The organism is Sphingomonas hengshuiensis, assembly GCF_000935025.1.
GTDB classification, from domain to species: domain Bacteria; phylum Pseudomonadota; class Alphaproteobacteria; order Sphingomonadales; family Sphingomonadaceae; genus Sphingomonas; species Sphingomonas hengshuiensis.
The window spans coordinates 350,249-368,638 of the sequence record NZ_CP010836.1 but is presented as its reverse complement, the minus strand read 5'-3'; the positions used below and the strand labels follow the sequence as shown (position 1 = coordinate 368,638).

Annotated in this window: 13 protein-coding genes; 7 read left to right on the top strand and 6 right to left on the bottom strand. The window is 65.1% G+C overall.

Annotated features, from left to right (window positions below; genetic code table 11):
* Positions 1 to 74 precede the first annotated feature (74 nt).
* Positions 75 to 239 (top strand): hypothetical protein, encoded by a 165-nt coding sequence (locus TS85_RS25150; RefSeq protein WP_155006271.1) that lies wholly within the window; start codon positions 75 to 77, stop codon positions 237 to 239.
* Between the two features lie 354 nt (positions 240 to 593).
* Here TS85_RS25150 and TS85_RS01675 read toward each other — a convergent pair.
* Positions 594 to 1,690, bottom strand: a protein-coding gene (locus tag TS85_RS01675; protein ID WP_155006270.1) for an IS3 family transposase whose coding sequence is annotated in 2 segments (ribosomal slippage) — positions 594 to 1,438 and positions 1,438 to 1,690 — 1,098 coding nt in all. Because the reading frame shifts where the segments join, the coding sequence is not laid out codon by codon here.
* A 220-nt stretch (positions 1,691 to 1,910) separates the two neighbouring features.
* On the bottom strand, positions 1,911 to 3,440 hold the full coding sequence (locus tag TS85_RS01665) for a benzoate-CoA ligase family protein (RefSeq protein ID WP_044330048.1): 1,530 nt from the start codon (positions 3,438 to 3,440) through the stop codon (positions 1,911 to 1,913).
* A 128-nt stretch (positions 3,441 to 3,568) separates the two neighbouring features.
* On the opposite strand from TS85_RS01665, the gene TS85_RS01660 reads away from it, so the two are divergent.
* Together TS85_RS01660 and TS85_RS01655 are read left to right on the top strand one after the other, a co-directional pair.
* Positions 3,569 to 5,857 carry a bifunctional salicylyl-CoA 5-hydroxylase/oxidoreductase gene (locus TS85_RS01660; protein ID WP_044330047.1) on the top strand — a complete coding sequence of 763 codons (2,289 nt, stop codon included), beginning with the start codon at positions 3,569 to 3,571 and terminating at the stop codon, positions 5,855 to 5,857.
* Between the two features lie 24 nt (positions 5,858 to 5,881).
* Positions 5,882 to 6,295 (top strand): acyl-CoA thioesterase, encoded by a 414-nt coding sequence (locus TS85_RS01655; protein WP_044330046.1) that lies wholly within the window; start codon positions 5,882 to 5,884, stop codon positions 6,293 to 6,295.
* Positions 6,296 to 6,308: 13 nt separating this feature from the next.
* Here the strand turns inward: TS85_RS01655 and TS85_RS01650 are convergent, their stop codons facing one another.
* Positions 6,309 to 7,031, bottom strand: a complete 723-nt coding sequence (locus tag TS85_RS01650; protein ID WP_044330045.1) for a GntR family transcriptional regulator — start codon at positions 7,029 to 7,031, stop codon at positions 6,309 to 6,311.
* 246 nt (positions 7,032 to 7,277) lie between these two features.
* Between TS85_RS01650 and TS85_RS01645 the strand changes: the two genes are divergently transcribed.
* From TS85_RS01645 to TS85_RS01630, 4 genes are read left to right on the top strand one after another with little or no spacing between them, the layout of a single operon-like run.
* Positions 7,278 to 10,103, top strand: coding sequence for a TonB-dependent receptor plug domain-containing protein (locus TS85_RS01645; RefSeq protein WP_044330044.1), 2,826 nt, complete (start codon positions 7,278 to 7,280; stop codon positions 10,101 to 10,103).
* An 18-nt stretch (positions 10,104 to 10,121) separates the two neighbouring features.
* A complete protein-coding gene (locus TS85_RS01640) occupies positions 10,122 to 11,819 on the top strand; it encodes an amidohydrolase (protein WP_044330043.1) in 1,698 nt (565 codons plus the stop codon).
* 24 nt (positions 11,820 to 11,843) lie between these two features.
* Complete coding sequence (locus TS85_RS01635; protein ID WP_044330042.1) at positions 11,844 to 13,517, top strand: amidohydrolase; 1,674 nt, start codon at positions 11,844 to 11,846, stop codon at positions 13,515 to 13,517.
* Positions 13,514 to 14,830 (top strand): MFS transporter, encoded by a 1,317-nt coding sequence (locus tag TS85_RS01630; protein ID WP_044330041.1) that lies wholly within the window; start codon positions 13,514 to 13,516, stop codon positions 14,828 to 14,830. Before TS85_RS01635 ends, TS85_RS01630 begins: the two co-directional genes overlap by 4 nt.
* Before the next feature lie 55 nt (positions 14,831 to 14,885).
* Here the strand turns inward: TS85_RS01630 and TS85_RS01625 are convergent, their stop codons facing one another.
* From TS85_RS01625 to TS85_RS01615, 3 genes are all read right to left on the bottom strand, one after another.
* Entirely contained in the window at positions 14,886 to 16,184 is a 1,299-nt protein-coding gene (locus tag TS85_RS01625) for a carboxylesterase family protein (RefSeq protein ID WP_052507680.1), read from the bottom strand.
* A 95-nt stretch (positions 16,185 to 16,279) separates the two neighbouring features.
* The gene (locus TS85_RS01620; RefSeq protein ID WP_044330040.1) at positions 16,280 to 17,191 is read right to left on the bottom strand and encodes a fumarylacetoacetate hydrolase family protein; all 912 of its coding nucleotides are present in this window, start codon (positions 17,189 to 17,191) and stop codon (positions 16,280 to 16,282) included.
* A 38-nt stretch (positions 17,192 to 17,229) separates the two neighbouring features.
* Entirely contained in the window at positions 17,230 to 18,360 is a 1,131-nt protein-coding gene (locus TS85_RS01615) for a cupin domain-containing protein (RefSeq protein WP_044330039.1), read from the bottom strand.
* Between the last annotated feature and the right edge of the window lie 30 nt (positions 18,361 to 18,390).

Genomic DNA, 18,390 nt, shown 5'->3' with positions numbered 1-18,390 from the left:
GCCAGATTCGCCAGCGTCGCTCAATCTGCCGACCGGAGCTTGTCCTCCGCCCGCGCCAGGAAGGCGTCGGCATCATGGCGCTCGTGCAATTGTTCGGACAGTTCGCCGGTCACGCGGTTGACCGTGCGCCCGCGCTGGACAAGCAGATTGTCCCGGACCTGAGAGAATTCGTCGGCGCCATAGCCCAGGCCTGGCGATCATGCAGTACACGCTCGATCGCCCACTGCGGAATGAACTGAACTGGTCCAGAGCGGCGCTTCGCCGCGACGATCTCGAACGGCGGCAAAGTCCCGAAAAAGCGCCGTACCGCTCTGACCGCAGTCGACCAACTCAAGCCGTTCCCCGAACTACGGGCGAATAGCTGCTCCTGCCGGAACCCGCCGTTCGCCTTCCACTCAGCGGTTTGACCGGAGCGCGCCCCAGGAACGGACTCGGTGCTCGAGTCATCTTGACCTACTGCCTTCCGGAATTAGTCACATTGACCGGCATAGACTTGACGTGACCCCCGCCTTTCATCCAGTGGCAACCAGAGACCGACCTGTGTTTGAGGGTCCCCCGGTTTCTCATCCGGGTCGAGGGTGAGTATCCGGCGTTCATTCGGCGGCGATCTTGGCCGCAGCAGCAGCATATTCGATCGGCGTCAGCCAGCCAAGAGACGTGTGAGGACGGCTCTCATTATAGTCCCGCCGCCAGGCTTCGATCTTGGCTCGGGCGTCTTCCAGCGACAGGAACCAATGCCTGTTCAGGCATTCGTCCCGCAGGCGACCGTTGAACGATTCGACGACATTGTCCGTTGGCTTGCCCGGCCTGCTGAAGTCGAGCGTGACCCCGTTCTCATATGCCCAGCGGTCGAGCGCTTTCGAGATGAACTCGGTGCCGTTATCAACCCGGATGGTCTTGGGCGCCCCGCGCGACAGCGCGATCCGTGTCATCGCCTCGACCACCTGTTCACCCTTGATGCCCTGATCGACATCGATCGCCAGCGCCTCGCGGGTGAACGCATCGACCACCGTCAGCGCGCTTAGCCTACGACCGTCGAACAGCGCGTCCGAGACGAAGTCCATCGACCACATCTCGTTCGCCGTCAGCGCTTCAGGTTGCCGTTCGCGGTTGGCGGCGCTGACGTTGCGCCTGGGCCGCTTGAGCCGAAGGCTCAGTCCATCATTCCGGTAGAGGCGGTAAACACGCTTGTGGTTCACGAACCATCCTTCCCGGCGAAGCAGGATGTAGATTCTGAAGTAACCGTATCGGGTCCGCGTCGCCGCCAGATCGCGAATGCGCAGCACCAGTGGCGCCTGGTCGGGCCGGTGCGACACATACCGCACCAACGACCGATCCACACCGAGCGCCAGGCAACTGCGCCGCTCGCTGACACCATGGGACGCCTGGACGTGCGCGACGATCTCGCGCCGCCGCCCAGGCGTCAGAGCTTTTTTGAAAGAACATCCTGCAGGATATGCTTGTCCAGGCTAAGGTCCGCGACCAGCTGCTTGAGCTTGCGGTTCTCCTCCTCGAGCAACTTCAGGCGCCGCAACTCGCCCACCCCGAGCCCGCCATAAACCTTCTTCCAGCGGTAGAACGTCTGCTCCGAAATACACATCCGGCGGATCACCTCCGCCACCGGTGTACCCGTCTCCGCCTGCTTCAATGCGAACGCAATCTGCTCGTCTGTGTACTTCGACTTCTTCATGTCCCAGCTCCTTGCCCGTAGGCTTCTCAAGGCCGGAAAACTCTCACTCAAACTGGATGAAAAAACAGGGGGGACGTCACTGCACGCGCCTCCGCGCCACCAACCCGCCATCACGCCAAAAATCCCCCCGCCTTTTTAAAGTGTCCAGCTAGATCGCGCCGAGATCGACAGATCCGCGTGCATCATATCGATCCGCCAAGCGAGGTCTCTTCGAAGATCTCTACTTTTGGTGCCGAAGTTTATAGCGCTCGATTTTGCCCGTCGCTGTTTTCGGCAATGCATCGACGAAATCAAACCAGCGTGGATATTTGTAGGGCGCGAGGCTGGATTTGACATGCTCCTTGAGCTCGCCCGCGATATCGCGCCCGCTGCACGGGCGGGCGAGCACCACATAGGCCTTGGGTTTGATCAGTCCCGCGGGGTCGGGCCAGCCGACCACCGCGGCTTCGGCGACGTCGGGGTGCGTCATCAGCACGCTTTCCACTTCGAACGGGGAAACGTAGATGCCGCTGACCTTGAGCATGTCGTCCGAGCGCCCGCAATAGACGAACCGGCCGTCCGCATCCTGGCGGAACTTGTCGCCGCTGCGCGTCCATTCGCCCAGGAAGGTTTCGCGCGTCTTGTCGCGGCGCGCCCAGTAGCCCGATGCGCTCGTCGCGCCCTTGATATGGAGTTCGCCAATCTCGCCGGCGGCGACCTCTGACCCGGATTCGTCGAGCAGGCGAAGCGCGATGCCGTGGAGGGGGTGGCCGGTGGTGCCGTATTTGACGTCGCCCGGACGGTTCGAGAGGAAGATGTGGAGCATCTCGGTCGAGCCGATGCCATCGAGGATGTCGATACCGAACCGGGCTTTCCAGCGCTCGCCGATATCGGCGGGCAGCGCTTCGCCCGCGGAGGTGCAGATGCGCAGCCGCAACTCGTCGGCGGTGGGCAGGTCTTCGGCCAGCAGCATCGACTGGTACAGCGTCGGCACGCCGTAGAAGATCGTCGGCTGGTGCGCACGCAGCCGCTCGAACACCGCTGCGGGGGTCGGCCGACCGGCCATCAGGACCGCCGTCGCACCGGTCCCCAGCGGAAACACCAGCCCGTTGCCGAAGCCATAGCCGAAGAACAGCTTGGCCGCCGAGAAGCTGGTATCGGCTTCGCTGAGCGACAGGATCTGGCGCGGATACAGGTCAAGCAGCCCGGAAACGGCGCTGTGGGTGTGGATCGTACCCTTGGGACGACCGGTCGACCCCGACGAATATTGCCACAAACAGGGTTCGTCGGCGCGCGTCGGAGCGGGTTGGCGAAGCGGCTCGGCAGCGGCCAGGGCGTCGGCGAAGGCGATCCTACCCGCCGGGGCCTCGCCGCTGAACACGACGTGCCGGAGATAGCGGCGCTCGTCGAGCACGGGCGCGATCGCCGGCCATGCCCCGGCGGACGTCACCACCGCAAAGGCCCGGCTGTCGTCGAGTAGATAGGCGAAGTCCGCGCTCGTCAGCAGCGGATTGATCATCACCGGCACGACGCCCGCCCAGATTGCGCCAAGGCAGGCGGTGACGAAATCGATCCCGTCCTCAAGGCACAGGACGATCCGGCTTTCCTGCACGGCCCCGGCAGCCACGAGATGGCCGGCAAACCGCTCGACGCGCTCGGCCAGTTCTCCGAACGTGTAGCGTCCGGCGTCATCGATGAACGCGATTTTGCCGGACCGCGTCGGCAGGTTCCTCGCGATCAGGTCTTCCGCGACATTGTAGGTTTCGATCATGCTCACCTCTACGATGCAGCCTTATCGACAAAAGCACCGCCCGTTTCAAGCAATTTTCGAAAATTGTTGAAATCGTCGCAAACCTGTCGCAGGGAGCACCCGTTGAGATTCGATCGGGGAGAAGGCTCTTGCGTATCTTGTGTCTGGGCGGGGGGCCGGCGGGGGTCTATTTCGCTATTTCCGCGAAGCTGCGGAACCCCGAGCATCAGGTTGTGGTGCTGGAGCGCAACCGGGCTGGCGACACCTTTGGCTGGGGTGTCGTGTTCTCGGATCAGACGCTCCAGAACCTGCGCGCCAACGATCCCGTCAGCGCCGAGCAGATCAGCGCCAGCTTCGCGCACTGGGACGATATCGAGGTGTCCATCAATGGCGACACGATTCGATCGTCGGGCCATGGCTTCATCGGAATCGGGCGCAAGCGGCTGCTGAACATCCTCCAGGATCGCGCGCGCGATCTCGGCGTCGAGCTGCGGTTCGAAACCGAGTTCAGCGACGACATTACCGCCTATCCCGAATTCGACCTTGTCGTCGCCGCCGATGGCATCAACAGCCGCATCCGCTCGGCCAATGCCGCCGCCTTCGAGGCGGACGTCGAACGGCGGGCGAACAAGTTCGTGTGGCTGGGCACGACCAAATTGTTCGATTCCTTCTCGTTCATTTTCGAGAAGACCGAAGCGGGCTGGCTATGGGCCCATGCATATCGATTCGACGCCGAGCATTCGACCTTCATCGTCGAATGTTCGGAGGAGACCTGGCACGGACTCGGGCTGGACCAAATGAACGGGGATCAGAGCCGCGCCTTTTGTGAACGTACCTTCGCAGCGCATCTGGACGGGCACAAGCTCATCAGCAACGCCACCCATTTGCGCGGCTCTGCGGCGTGGATCAACTTCAGCCGGATCGTATGCGGCCGCTGGTCGATCGGGAACGTCGTGCTGCTGGGCGATGCCGCGCATACCGCGCATTTCTCTATCGGGTCGGGCACCAAGCTGGCGCTGGAGGACGCGATCAAACTCGCTGATGTGCTGGATCGCCCAGAGCTGGACGCTCCCTCCGCGCTGAAGGCGGCGCTGGTCGAGTATCAGGATGTCCGGGCCCTTGAAGTGCTCAAGATCCAAAACAGCGCGCGCAACTCCACCGAATGGTTCGAGACGCTCGATCGCTATCTGGACATGGCGCCGATCCAGTTCGCCTATTCGCTGCTGACTCGAAGCCAGCGCGTCAGCCATGAGAATCTCCGCCTTCGCGACCACGCCTGGCTGGAACGGGTCGAGCGTTGGTTCGCGGCCGAATCGGGAATGGAGCCCGTGGCGGTCCCGCCGATGTTCACGCCGTTTCGCCTGCGCGGGATGACGCTGGAGAACCGCATTGTCGTGTCGCCGGTGCTCACCTATCAGGCGAATGACGAAGGCGATCCCGGCGCGTTCCACCTCACGCATTACGGCGCACGCGCGCTGGGCGGCGCGGGGCTGGTGATGACGGAGATGACGGCGGTCCTTCCGGAAGGCCGCGCCACCGCCGCATGCCCCGGCCTGTATACCGACAAGCAGGTGGCGGCGTGGCGGGCGATCACCGACTTTGCGCATCAGCACAGCAAGGCGAAGATCGGCATCCAGATCGGCCATGCCGGCGCGCGCGCCGGAATGCCCGTGCCCGGTTCCGGCGGCTCCGCCGCTGACTGGGATCGCGTGTCCGCGTCGGCCGAGCCATGGGGGGCTGGCTGCCCCGTCCCCGCCGCGCTGGATCGCGGCGGCATGGACGCGATCGTCGCCGCCTTCGTGGCCGCGGCACAGCGCGCCGATGCCGCGGGGTTCGACCTGCTGGAGTTGCAGGCCGGGCACGGCTTCCTGCTTTCCAGCTTTCTCACGCCGTTGATGAACCACCGCGAGGATGAATATGGCGGATCGCCGGCGGGCCGGCTTCGCTTTCCGCTGGAGGTCGTGCGCGCGGTGCGGGCCGCCTGGCCCGAGGACAAGCCGCTCGCGGTGCGCATATCGGCGCAGGACTGGGTGGGCGAGCGCGGCGTCCAGCCGGCGGACGCCGTGGGCATTTCGGCGGCGCTGGCGGCGGCGGGCGCCGACATCATCGACGTATCCTCGGGCGAGACGAGCCCCGAGGGCCGCCCGGTCTATGGCCGCATGTATCAGACGCCCTTGTCCGACCAGATTCGCAACGAGGCGGGCGTGGCGACGATCACCGTCGGCAATATCTACGAAGCGGACCAGGTCAATTCGATCCTGGCCGCCGGACGGGCGGATCTGGTGGCGTTGGGACGTCCGCACCTCGCCGATCCGGCCTGGACGCTCCATGCGGCGGCGGCGGCGGGATACGAGGCGTTCGTCCCGCCAGCCTATGCGCTGGGCCAGGCGCAACTGATGCGGCTCGCGTCCAGGCCCGCCGAGGCGCTACAGGCCTGAGACCCTGGGTCGCTGGAGAAAGACATGGAATACCGCACGTCGATGAAGGTTCGGTTCGCGCATTGCGACCCCGCCGGAATCGTTTTCTACCCGCGCTATTTCGAGATGCTGAACAGCGTGGTCGAGGATTGGTTCGCGGAGGAACTTGGCGCCGATTTTGCCAGCCTGCATCTCGATCGGCATCTGGGTGTGCCGACGGTGCGGCTCGAAACCGAGTTCTCCGCGCCCTCCCGGCTGGGCGACATCCTCGACGCCGCGCTGAGCGTCCAGAAGGTCGGGACCAGCAGCTGCGCGGTGCGGGTGGTGTTCGCCTCTGGCGGCGAGCAGCGGCTGGCGGTGTCCCTGGTCCTGGTCGCGATCGACATGCGGACCGGGAAATCGCAGCCCTGGCCCGCGGACCTGCGCGAAGCGCTTGCGGCTGCGGGCGCGCCCGCCTGACTCGACAGAAGCGTCAGGCGGCCACCATTTCCTTTTCGCGTGCCTCGCTGTTCGCCTGGATGAACCGCCCCGTGGCGGTCAGGTGGCGACGAAGCAGATCGACCGCGGCGACGACGTCGCGCGCCAGGGCCGCGGACATCATCGCGCGATGATCGTCATGCGGTCCCTTCGAGCCAACGGTCTCGGGCGACGCCCGCGACAATAGTGGGCGGCGATAGCGTTCGGTCTGCGCATAGAGCGTCGCGCTCATCTGCAGCAGAAGCGCCGAGGGGCAGGCGGCCAGCAGCATCTGGTGGAAATGCTGGTGCCGGCTCTCGATCAGTTCCAGATCGGTCAGACTGCCGTCCTCCGCGTCGAGCAGCCGCTGTCGCGATTTGTCGAGCGCGTGGAAGCTGCTCACGATATTGCCTTCCCACAGGTCGTCGCCATATTCGACCGACAGGCGCAGCGCCTCCGCCTCGATCAGGATGCGCGCGTTGATCGCGTCCCACATTTCCTCCAGCGACACCGGCGCGACGCGGAACCCGCGATTTGACGTCGCGGAGACGAGTCGTTCGACTTGAAGCTGGCTCAAGGCCTCGCGCAGCGGCGAAAAGCTAATCCCATAGCGCTCGCGAAGAAATTCCAGACGCAGGGGCATGTCCGGCGCGAACGTACCGGCGAGAATTTCGCCCCGCAGCCGCTGATAGGCGACCCGTGACAGCGAAAGATTGTCCTCCGTCTTGTCGGTCGCCATGGGATGTTCCTCTTTCCGGCCGTGTTCCTCCCAAACCTAGTGCGTCCCTCGCGCCGGCACAAGGCGCCTTTCGAAGCCGGTGCAAATTCGCGCGATCTGGACCCCATTAAAGAAAGAAGGGCATATTTTCGAAAGTCTATTGTGCGACCGTCATCATCATGTAATCTCGCTTCCAGCAGGCCGAATCTGCAGACCGCAACGACGGTCGACCATACCCGACGACAACCAGCCTTTAAGGGGGGCAAAATGCGCCAGGGATTGAAGCTCCTTCTATCGACGACTGCCATCTTCGCATCGTTCTCCACCGGGTCTGCCGCGTTTGCGCAGACCGCGCCCGAGGCCGATCCGGCCCAGGAGGTAGTGGACCAGGGCGGTGACATCGTCGTCACCGCGACTCGGCTCCAGAACGCCGGATTCTCCGCGCCCACGCCGGTAACCACAGTGACCGAAGGCGAGATCAAGGCGCTTGCGCCTTCCAGCATGGCCGATGTGCTAGTCAGCATCCCCAGCTTCCGCATGACCTCCACGCCTTCTACCAGCGGCGTGAACTCGCGCGGCGGCGGGCTGATCACCGCCGATTTGCGCGGCCTGGGTGCGACTCGGACGCTGGTGCTGGTCAACGGTCGCCGCTTCGTCGGCTCGGGGACGGACGGTGTCGTCGATCTCAAGCTGATCCCGTCGCTTCTCGTGGGCCAGGTAGAGACGATCACCGGCGGTGCATCGGCCGCTTGGGGCTCGGACGCCGTTGCGGGCGTGGTCAACTTCATCCTCAAGGACAAGATGCAGGGGCTGACCGGGTCGGTCCAGACCGGCGTCTCGCAACAGGGCGACGGGCAGGAGCTGCGCGCATCGCTCGCCGGGGGCACTTCGCTTCTGGATGACCGGCTGCACCTTAGCTTCGGTGCCGACTATGTGAACCAGAAGGGCGTGGGCACGCAATATACCCGCGACTGGGGCCGCAAGGAGGTCGGGCTGGTCAGCAATCCGCTCTATGGCACCAACGGTCAGCCGCAATACATCATCGCATCGGGAGTGCACCCTTCGCTGATGGCGCCGGGCGGGCTGATCGTCAGCGGCGTGCTGCGCGGCACCGCGTTCAACGCCGACGGCACCACCTACCAGTTTAAGTACGGCACGCAGTACGGCACCACGAACTCCAGCATGATCGGTGGGTCCAACACCGGCAACAACCTGTCCAACGCTACGCAGCTTGCCGCGCCATATGAGGCGACGATCCTGATGGGTACGTTGTCCTATGAGGTGGCGCCCTCGGTCGAATTCTTCACCGAAGTGAATCGTGCCTCGTCGAGCTCCTCGGGCTTCTCGCAGCAGGCGCGCGACGTCGGCAGCCTGACGATCCGCGTCGACAACGCCTATCTTCCGGCCAGCGTCCGGGCCGCAATGGTGGCCAACGGCCTTTCGACGATCGCCGTCGGCCGGCTCAACAACGACAGCGGCATGGTGAGCGTCCATTCCAGCAACCGCACCTTCCGCATCGTGAGCGGGTTCAAGGGCGAGATCGGCGACGGATGGAAATGGGATGCCTATTACGAATATGGGCAGAACGACTATACGATCGAGAGCGGCCCCAATAACCGCATCACCGCCAATTACCTCCTGGCGATCGACGCTGTGGTCGATCCGACGACCAACACCATCGTGTGCCGTTCGACGCTGACCAACCCGACCAATGGCTGCAAGGCGCAGAACATCTTCGGCGATGGTTCGGTGAAGGTTGACGATTATTCGTTCGGCACCGCCCGATTCGACCTCACGACCAAGCAGCAGGTTGCCTCCGCGAGCATTTCGGGCAGCCCGTTTGCGACCTGGGCGGGCCCAATCTCGATCGCCGCGGGCGGCGAATATCGCAAGGAATCCGCTGAGGGCACCTCCGATGCGCTGTCGCAGCAGGTCCAGGCGAGCGGCGCGATCGGCGCGTTCCAGATTGGTAACCAGGCTCCGATCTCGGGCGCGTATCATGTGTGGGAAGGCTTTGCCGAAATCGGCGTGCCGATCCTGAAGGACAGCGCACTGGGCCGCGCGCTCGACCTCAACGCCGCGGTTCGCAAGACCGACTATTCGACGAGCGGCGCGGTCACGACCTGGAAGGCGGGCGTGACCTACAAGCCGATCGACGATGTCATGATCCGCGCGACACGCTCCCGCGACATCCGCGCGCCCAATCTTGGCGAATTGTTCCAGGCGGGCGGCAGCAGCTATGTGAACGTGTTCGACGAGGTGCTGAACAGCACGGTGCAGGTCCGCAACGTCAGCCAGGGCAATCTCGACCTGAAGCCCGAAAAGGCCAATACCTGGACCGCGGGCGTGGTCCTGACGCCCAGCTTCGTGCGCGGTCTCTCGCTGTCGGTCGATTACTATAATATCGAAGTCAAGGACGCGATCGGCACCATCTCCGCGCCCCTCGTGGTCTCGCAGTGCAACGCCGGCGTGACCGAACTGTGCAAGCAGATCGTCTATAACACCGACGGATCGATCGCCTACACCATCGCCCAGCAGCTGAACCTCAACGTGCTGAAGACCTCCGGCGTCGACGCCGAGGCACGCTACACGTTCGGAGTCGGGGCAATTCCGGGTGATTTCGGCATCCGCGCCGTCGGGAGCTATGTCGACAAGCTCGTGACCATCGATGCCTCGGGTACACATGACTATGCCGGCAAGCTCAGCAATTTCAATCGTACCGGCGGCGTCCCGCATCTCGCGGGCAATGTCGACCTGACTTATCGCAACGACACCTTCTCGCTCGGGCTGCTCACGCGGATCGTGGGTGCGGGCAAATATGCCACCGAACTGACCGAGGGCAGCGGCGCGGCCAACACGATCAACGACAACCATGTGCCTGCCTATGCCTATATGACCCTGACGCTGTCGCAGGCCATCCGGCTGGGCAACCGCAGCGTTGAGTTCTTCGGCGTGATCAACAACCTGATGGACACCGATCCGCCGATGTTGCCGTCGGGGACGATCGGTGGCGCGAATGAGACCAGCACGAACCCGGTCTATTACGATACGATCGGACGTGCCTTCAAGGTCGGGTTCCGGTTCAAGCTCTGACGCGAAAGGGACGTGGCGATGGGTAACGTCAGACTGAAAATCCGTGCGGTGCTCTTCGCGTCGACTCTGCTGGCAGGGACTTCCTCCCTGCCGGCGATCGGCGCGGAGCCCGATGTCATTCTCTACAATGCCCATATCCTGACCGTCGACGACGGCTTCTCGACGGCGCAGGCAGTGGCGATCGAGGACGGCAAGTTCGTCAAGGTCGGGAGCGACGCCGAGGTGCTCGATACCGCCGGAGAAGCGACCCGCAAGATCGACATGAAGGGGAAGACGATCCTTCCCGGCTTCAACGATTCGCATGTGCACATGCTGGCCGGCAAGACGTTCGGCGTCCAGGTGGACCTTACCCGCGTCCGCTCGATCGCCGACATAAAGGCGGCGCTTGCCGCGCGGATCGCGACCGCCCGGCCGGGCGAGGCCATTTCGGGCTCGCGCGGGTGGTGGGAATATCAGCTTTCCGACGGCCGGCTGCCAAACCGGCATGACCTGGACGAGATCGCGCCCAACAATCCGGTCGCGATCGCCGGGCCGCATTATGCCATCGTCAACAGCCTTGCGCTGAAGATGGCCGGGATCACCGCCCAGACTCCCGATCCGCAAGGCGGCGAAATCTACAAGGATGCGTCGGGCGAGCCGACCGGACTGCTGATGGATCGGGCCAGCCGGCCCGTGATGGCGCTATTTGCGCGGCCCACGCCGGAGCAGCAGTTCGAGGGCATGGTGAAGGTCATCCGCCTCGCCAATTCGAACGGCCTGACCAGCATCGGCGACCCTTCGGGATCGGTCGAGGATGCGGCATTGTACCGCCGGCTATACGATGCCGGTAAGCTGACGCTGCGGGTCGATTTTTCGTACAGCGTCGATCACGCGCTCCCGCTCGACAAGGTGGAGGCCGCGCTGAAGACCTTCGGTCCGGCGGGGCAGGCATGGGGCGACGGCATGTTCCGCGCCGACGAACTGGGCGAAGTCGCGCTCGACGGGGCCGAACTGAGCGCGTTCCTGCGTGACGGCTATCCGGGAAAGCCGGACTATCACGGCATCCAGATGGTGCCGACCGAGCATTTCAAGGCGTTCGCCGCGCTGGCAAATCGCTATGGCTGGCGGTTGCGTCCCCATGCCGTGGGCGATGCCGCGATCGACGAGGCACTCGATGCCTTTGAATTCGCGAATGCGGAGAAACCGATCACCGGCCGGCGCTGGATGATCGACCATGCGTTCCTGCTGGGGCCGACCCATTATCCTCGGGTCAAGGCGCTCGGCGTGGTGATCAACTCGCAATATATGCACAATGCCCAGTTGGGGAAGCTTATCCTGAAGGCGTGGGAACGACCGCTGGCCGACCGGAGCGAGCCGTATCGCGAATGGCTGGAGAACGGCATTTTGTTCGCAAACGGATCGGACGGCCCGATCGCCTATGACGCATGCCCGCTCTACCAGATCTATGGCAGCGTCACGCGCAACACGAAATGGGGCGGGAAGCTTGGCCCTGACCAGGGCATCAGCCGTCGCGACGCGATCAAGAGCGTGACGATAAACGGCGCCTATACGTCGTTCGAAGAGAAGGTGAAGGGCTCGATCGAGCCTGGAAAATATGCTGACCTGGTCGTGCTGGCGGACGACATCCTCGCAGTGCCGGCGGAGAATATCAAGGACATCAAGATATTGGCGACCGTGATGGGCGGCCGCACCGTATTCGGTACCCTCGAGCAATAGAAACGGTTCACGATGAGTATTGCCATGAACAGGAAGACCTTCCTCGCTGCACTTGCCGCAACCTGCTGTCTGTCTACCGCCGCATTTGCACAGGCGGTCGACACGGTATTTATCAACGGCAAGGTTTATACCGCCGACGAAAAGGACGACGTTGTCCAGGCATTTGCCGTCAATAGCGACAGGATCGTCGCGGCAGGATCGAACGCGCGCATCCGCAAGCTCGTCGGGCCGGAAACCAAGGTCGTTGACCTCAAGGGCAAGTTCGTCATGCCCGGGCTTACCGACGATCATTTCCACGGCGCCGGCGGTGGGCCCGGCGTGCCGCTGGCGGATGTGCGCTCCATGGCCGAGGTCGTTTCGGCGCTGCGCAAGGCGGCGGATGCCGCGGTGCCGGGCCAGGTGATTGTCACCAACGCCGATTGGCACGAGGCCCAGCTGACTGAGCGCCGCAAGCCGACCATCGCCGATCTGGATGCCGCATCGACGACGGTTCCCATCGTCGTGCTGCGCGGTGGGCACAGCATGTTCCTGAACAGCGCGGCGCTCGCGAAATTCGGCGTGGACGCGACGACGGCGACGCCGCCGGGGGGCTCGATCGAAAAGACCCCCGATGGCCAGCTGACCGGCGAGCTGGTCGATGCCGCGACGCGCTTCGTGAAGATCCCGCGGCCTCCGGCGATGAAGATCGACGACGTGATCCGCACCCAGCAGGTGATGAACAGCTATGGCGCGACCGCGGTGCGCATTCCCGGCGCGTTCATGGCGGGCCCGGTGCTGGAACTGCGCACGATGGCGCAGCAACTTCGCGATCGGGGCGAACTGACGCTGCGCTACACGCTGATGCGACCGGGCCCAGGCTTTGCGGGCGCCACGCTGGAGGCGCTGAAAACCGGACCCCAGCAGGGTGACGGCGATGAATGGGTCCGGGTCGACGGCGTGAAGCTGGCCGTCGATGGCGGGTTCGAAGGAGCCCATTTCGACCATCCCTATGCCGAGCCCTTCGGCAAGAACGGCACCTATAGCGGCATCGCGCTGGTGCCGACGGAGAAGACCGTCGCGGACGTGCTCGCGTTGCAGCAGATGGGCTGGCACATCGGCGTGCATGCCGCGGGCGACGAAGGCGTCGAACAAGCGCTGGAGGCGTTCGAGGCGGCGGACAAGGTGGCACCGATCAAGGGCCAGCGCTGGTCGCTGGAGCATGCATTCCTGTATCACGAGGGCCAGATCGAGCGGATCAAGCGCCTCGGCGTGGCGATGTCGCTTCAGGACCATCTGTACCTGGCAGCGCCGTCGATGGAGCAGTTCTGGGGCCGCAAATGGGCCGACAAGGCGACCCCGGCCAAGACCTATATGGATGCCGGGCTGCTGGTCGCGGGGGGAACCGATGCCCCGGTGATCCCGCCGAGCCCGATCTGGGCGCTGTATCATTTCGCCAGCCGTGACACGATCAGCGCGGGCGTATACGGCAAGGAAGAGGCGATGCCGCGGCCCCAGGTGCTTCGGATGTTCACGATCAACTATGCCAAGCTCGTCGGGGCCGAGAAGGTGCGCGGATCGATCGAGCCGGGCAAGCTGGCGGATTTCGCGGTGTTCGACACCGATCTGCTCGGCGCGCCCGTTACCGCGATCCGCGATGCCAAGGCGCTGGCCACCTATGTCGGCGGCCGGCAGGTATATGCAGCGCCCGGCGTGAAATGACGATCAACATCACGCGGCGGATCGATTCCGCGCCGATCGGGTCGTTCCAGATCCGGGTTGTCCTGCTCTGCGCGCTCGTCGCCTTGCTGGACGGGCTAGACATCCAGACGATGGCGATCGCCACGCCGCGCATCGCGCAGCAATGGGGGATGGCACCTGCGGCTTTCGGGCCGGTGCTGTCGGCGTCGTTCGCCGGCATCATGCTCGGCACGATGGCGCTGGGCCTGGCGGGCGATCGGCTGGGGCGTCGCCGCGTGGTGTTGTCGGCCTTTCTGGTCCTGGGGCTGTTGTCGGTCGCGACGGCGGCGGCGCAATCGGTGTGGCAGCTCGTGCTGCTGCGCTTTGCCACCGGATTCGCGATCGGCGGCTGCCTGCCCAATGTCACTGCGCTGACGACCGAATATATGCCCGCGCGCCGGGCCGGCACCGCGGTGACGCTGATGTATGCCGCCGTACCGCTGGGCGGGGTGCTGGGCAGCCTGTTGGCACCGCCGCTGATCGCAGTGGTCGACTGGCACGGCATTTTCCTGCTCGGCGGCATCGTGCCGCTGGCGATCCTGGGGCTGCTATGGGCATGGCTGCCCGAATCGGCGCGCTTCCTGGTCGACAAGGGCGGCCGCGACGCGACAGTGGCGGCGATGCTCGCGCGGATCGATCGCGGCTATGTCCCCGCGCCCGGCGACGCCTTCACCCTGGAGAACCGCGTCGCGGGACGCAGCAGCGTCGCCGAGCTGTTCCGCCAGGGCCGTCGCGCCACGACGATCCTGCTGTGGACGATCTTCTTTTTCAGCATGGCGGTGATGTACCTGCTCAACAGCTGGCTGCCGACGATCTTCACCGGGGCCGGATGGCCGATCGGCGACGCGATACGGACGCTGGCGTTTTTCCAGTTCGGCGGGATTGCCGGGGGGCTGATCGGCGGATGGCTGCTCGACCGGATCGGGCCGGGCCGGGTGCTGGTCGCCGCGTTCGGTTTTGGCACCCTATGCCTGGTGGCGATCGGGCTGTTCGGCAGCGGGCCGGGGGTGGTCCGGCTGCTCGTCACCGGCGTCGGCTTCGGCATCATCGGCGCGCAGCTCGTGCTCACCGCGGTCAGCGCCATCGCCTATCCCACTGCGATCCGCGCGACGGGGATCGGCTGGGCGTTGGGTCTGGGCCGGTTCGGCGCGGTGATCAGCCCGATCCTGGGCGGGCTGGCGCTTTCGGCAGGGGTCGGCGGGGGCGATCTGTTCCTTTGCGCGGCGGTGCCCGCCTGCCTGTGCACCGGCTGCGCGATCCTGCTTTCGCGCCAGATCGGTCGCGCGCGCTCCTGAGGTCGCATGATGATGCCGCGTTCCCCGATCGATCGGGGAACGCGGCATCGTGCGTTCATGCCAGGCTGGTGATCGGCGCGCTGTCGGCGGTGACTGGCGTCCAGGTCGGGCCGCCCGCCACATTGGGGTTGCCCGTCCGCGCGAAGGCGGCCCATTGCGCGCGCATCAACCGGCCCAGCCGCTCCTGGTCAGCCCAGTCGACCCCCGCCAGCATCGGCGCATTCTGCCACGCCGCGCGATCGCCGAACAGGAAGGGCAGGTCGATGCAGTGGCAATCGCCCAGCCCGGTGTCCGGCCCATTCCAGTCGAACGAATAGAGATAGCTCGTCCGCCCCGCCTTGGCCGCTTCGATCCCCAGCGCGATCGTGGCGTTGCCCATCATTTCGAGTGCCTTGGGCCGAAGCGGCGCAACCGGCGTGCCGGGAACCGGCTTCTTGCCCTGTGCCAGCCACATGCCCGCCGCCGGTTCCTCGCGCGCCCAGCCCGACAGGATGTCGACGTTGAACGGCGCGATCGTGTCCGGCCGCACCGGGCGCCAGCCGGGATCGCCGCCGCGCTGCTTGGTCAGTTGCGCCTGCGCCTGAAGCACGGCGGCGACGGGCGCGGTATGCGGGTCCTGGCCCAGCAGCGCGTCGAACTTGCGCGAATGGTCTTCCATCTCCTCGCGCGATACGCGGAACGAGGGGCCGCTCTGGGGGATGATGCGTCGGAACAGCGTCTGGCCATGGCCCCAGTCGGTCAGCCCGCGCGCCGCGCCGGCGCCTGCGGACTGGCCGGCGATGGTGACGTTGTCGGGATCGCCGCCGAACCGGGCGATGTTCTCGCGGATCCATTGGAGCGCGACGAGCATGTCGGTGTAGGACGGTGACATCCCCGTCGATCCCGGGGCGAGCCAGAAGCCGAACGCGCCCAGCCGGTGGCTGACCGGCACGACGACGATATCCTGTTCGGCGGCCATGCGATCGCCGTCATACCAGGGCAGTTCGCCACCCCCGGTGAGGAACGCGCCGCCGTGCAGGAACACCATCACCGGACGCTTGCCCCGGCGCGATGGCGTGAACACCGACAGGAGCTGGCAATTTTCATCCTGGCGGTTGGGCGCCTGGGGACCGTTCGATATTTCGAGTCGCGATGGCAGTTGCGGCGGAATCGCGCCCCGTTCGGGCTGGATCAGCTTTTCCTCGAACCGAATCATTTCCGCCGGGCCAAAGCGTGTGGCGCGCGCATAGCGGATCGCGCGATAGGCCTGGGCGCCGGGGGCCAGCGCCGCGCGCGCCCCCCCAGAGGCCATAAGCCCCGCCGCCGCCAGCGCGGCCATCGCGCCGCGCCGGGTCATTTCACTTCCATCTTCCATCAGGCGTCTCCTTGGTGGGTAAAGGCATCGTGCGGCGGCACGGCGCCCTTTGGCCCTCCAATGCCGCTACCCGGATGGCGGCGGGCTTCCCGCGATCAGCCTGCGATCACGGCGTGCCGGAGCTCGCCGATATGCTCGAGGCCGCATTCGATCACGTCGCCGGGGACCAGCCACTCCTGGGGCGAGCGGCCCGCGCCGACTCCCTCGGGGGTGCCGGTGGCGATGATGTCGCCGGGCTCCAGCGTGATTCCCTGGCTGATGTCGGAGATCAGCTCGTTGACCTTGAACAGCATGTGGCTGGTGTTCGAACGCTGCTTCTCGACGCCGTTGACGGTCAGCCAGATGTCCAGCGTCTGGGGATCGGGCAGTTCGTCGGCAGTGACGATGCACGGCCCCATCGGGGCATAGCTGTCCTGGCCCTTAGAATAGATCCACTGCCCCGCGCGGCGGCAATCGCGGGCGCTCATGTCGAGCATCAGCGTATACCCAAAGACATAGGACAGCGCGTCGCTCAGCGACACCCGGCGCGCGGTGCGCCCGATGATCGCGCCCAGTTCGACTTCCCAGTCGAGCTGCGCGGTGATGTCGGCATGGTGGACGATCGGGTCGCCGGGGCCGACGACGGTGGTCGGCGGCTTGGAGAAGATCACCGGCTGGCGCGGCAGATCGGGCGAGGTGTCGAGCGCCTTGGCCGATTCGGCGACATGATCGATATAGTTCAGCCCGATGCCGAAGATATTCTTGTTCGGGCGCGGGATCGGCGCGAGCAGGCGGACATTGACCAGCGGCAGCGTGGTGCCGATGGGCCAGCGATCGCCGGTTTGCTCGAACAGCGCGGTAACGGCGAATACGACATGCGGCCCCATGGCGATGAAATCGAGCATGCGTGCGGGCAGCGACACGCCCTGGCTCAGGCCATAGCGCTCCATGTCCACCACCAGGTCGCCCACAACTGCACCCAGTCGGGCCTCAGCCTCGATCGTCGCGCGATAAGTCACCAAACGCATTGAAAAAGAAAACCTTTCTGAGAGAATAGTCCGTGGGATCAGGAGAGGATGGGCTGGTGTCCGCCATTTTCGCCATAGCCCTCCTCGCGATACAGGCCGAGCGCCCGGATCACCGGGAGGTCGTGGAACGAGAACAGGCACAGATCCTCGCTCGCCGAGGCATTTACGAATTCGTGGAAGGTCCAGGACGGCACGCAGAAGATGTCGCGCTCGACGAAATCGAAGCGCCTGCCGCCGATCACGGCACGCCCCGCGCCCTTCGCCACGTGGAAGATGAAGCTGCCGACCTGGCGATGCGCGCGGGTGTGCTCGCCGGGGCGCAGCATCTGCATGCTCGCGCCGATCGTCGACATCACCGGACCGCCGGTCACCGGGTTCACATAGTCGAAATGGATGCCGTCGAACGGCGATCCGTCGCTGACCCGTGCATAGTTGCACAGCGCCTCATAGGTCGGCGCCCATTCGTAGCGCAGCATCGGCGAGTAGCGGCGCGACCATTGCTGCCCGGCAGGCAACAGCCCCGGTCCGGCCCAGATCGCGGTGGAGGCGTCGACCGGCTCGGTGCGTGCCTGTTGCAGCTCGGGATGGACTTCGTAGAAATTGGCGTCGAGCGCGTTCATCAGCGGGATGTCGAGCCCGTCCTGCCATATGCAGGGAGTCCCGCCCTCGCGTACGCCATGTTCGTGCCAGGTCCCGTTGGGGGTCAGCACGAAATCATTGGCGCCGAGCGTGATCTCCGCGCCGTCCACCACGGTGAAGGCGCCCTGGCCCTCCATGATGAAGCGCAGCGCCGATGCCGAATGGCGATGGCTGGAGGCGACTTCGCCGGGGCCCATGACCTGAAGCCCGGTATAGAGCCAGCCCACCGCGGCCTCGGCCTCGCGACGGCCTGGATTAACCAGATACACCACTCGCCGCCCGGCCTTTTCGGGCGTGACCAGGTCCAGCGCGCGCAGAACATGCGGGCGCAATGCCGCATATTTCCACAGCATAGGGATCGAGGGAGGGGAGGGCTGCCACGGCTCGATCTTGTTCGCGACGGTCCACAACGCGCCCGCGCCCTGCCCCTCCAGGTCCCGGTAATAATCGACGAGTTCCGCCGTGTTCGCCACATTGGCGCGACCCACTACGTCTTCGCGATATGCGTCATACTCGGCGTTGCCAGCCATCGTTCCGTCCTATCTCAGGCATTTGACGCT

Coding starts and splice junctions, on each gene's coding strand:
- TS85_RS25150 (WP_155006271.1), top strand. CDS start 75: ATGGCGCTCGTGCAATTGTTCGGACAGTTCGCCGGTCACGCGGTTGAC.
- TS85_RS01665 (WP_044330048.1), bottom strand. CDS start 3,440: ATGATCGAAACCTACAATGTCGCGGAAGACCTGATCGCGAGGAACCTG.
- TS85_RS01655 (WP_044330046.1), top strand. CDS start 5,882: ATGGAATACCGCACGTCGATGAAGGTTCGGTTCGCGCATTGCGACCCC.
- TS85_RS01650 (WP_044330045.1), bottom strand. CDS start 7,031: ATGGCGACCGACAAGACGGAGGACAATCTTTCGCTGTCACGGGTCGCC.
- TS85_RS01645 (WP_044330044.1), top strand. CDS start 7,278: ATGCGCCAGGGATTGAAGCTCCTTCTATCGACGACTGCCATCTTCGCA.
- TS85_RS01640 (WP_044330043.1), top strand. CDS start 10,122: ATGGGTAACGTCAGACTGAAAATCCGTGCGGTGCTCTTCGCGTCGACT.
- TS85_RS01635 (WP_044330042.1), top strand. CDS start 11,844: ATGAACAGGAAGACCTTCCTCGCTGCACTTGCCGCAACCTGCTGTCTG.
- TS85_RS01630 (WP_044330041.1), top strand. CDS start 13,514: ATGACGATCAACATCACGCGGCGGATCGATTCCGCGCCGATCGGGTCG.
- TS85_RS01625 (WP_052507680.1), bottom strand. CDS start 16,184: ATGGAAGATGGAAGTGAAATGACCCGGCGCGGCGCGATGGCCGCGCTG.
- TS85_RS01620 (WP_044330040.1), bottom strand. CDS start 17,191: ATGCGTTTGGTGACTTATCGCGCGACGATCGAGGCTGAGGCCCGACTG.
- TS85_RS01615 (WP_044330039.1), bottom strand. CDS start 18,360: ATGGCTGGCAACGCCGAGTATGACGCATATCGCGAAGACGTAGTGGGT.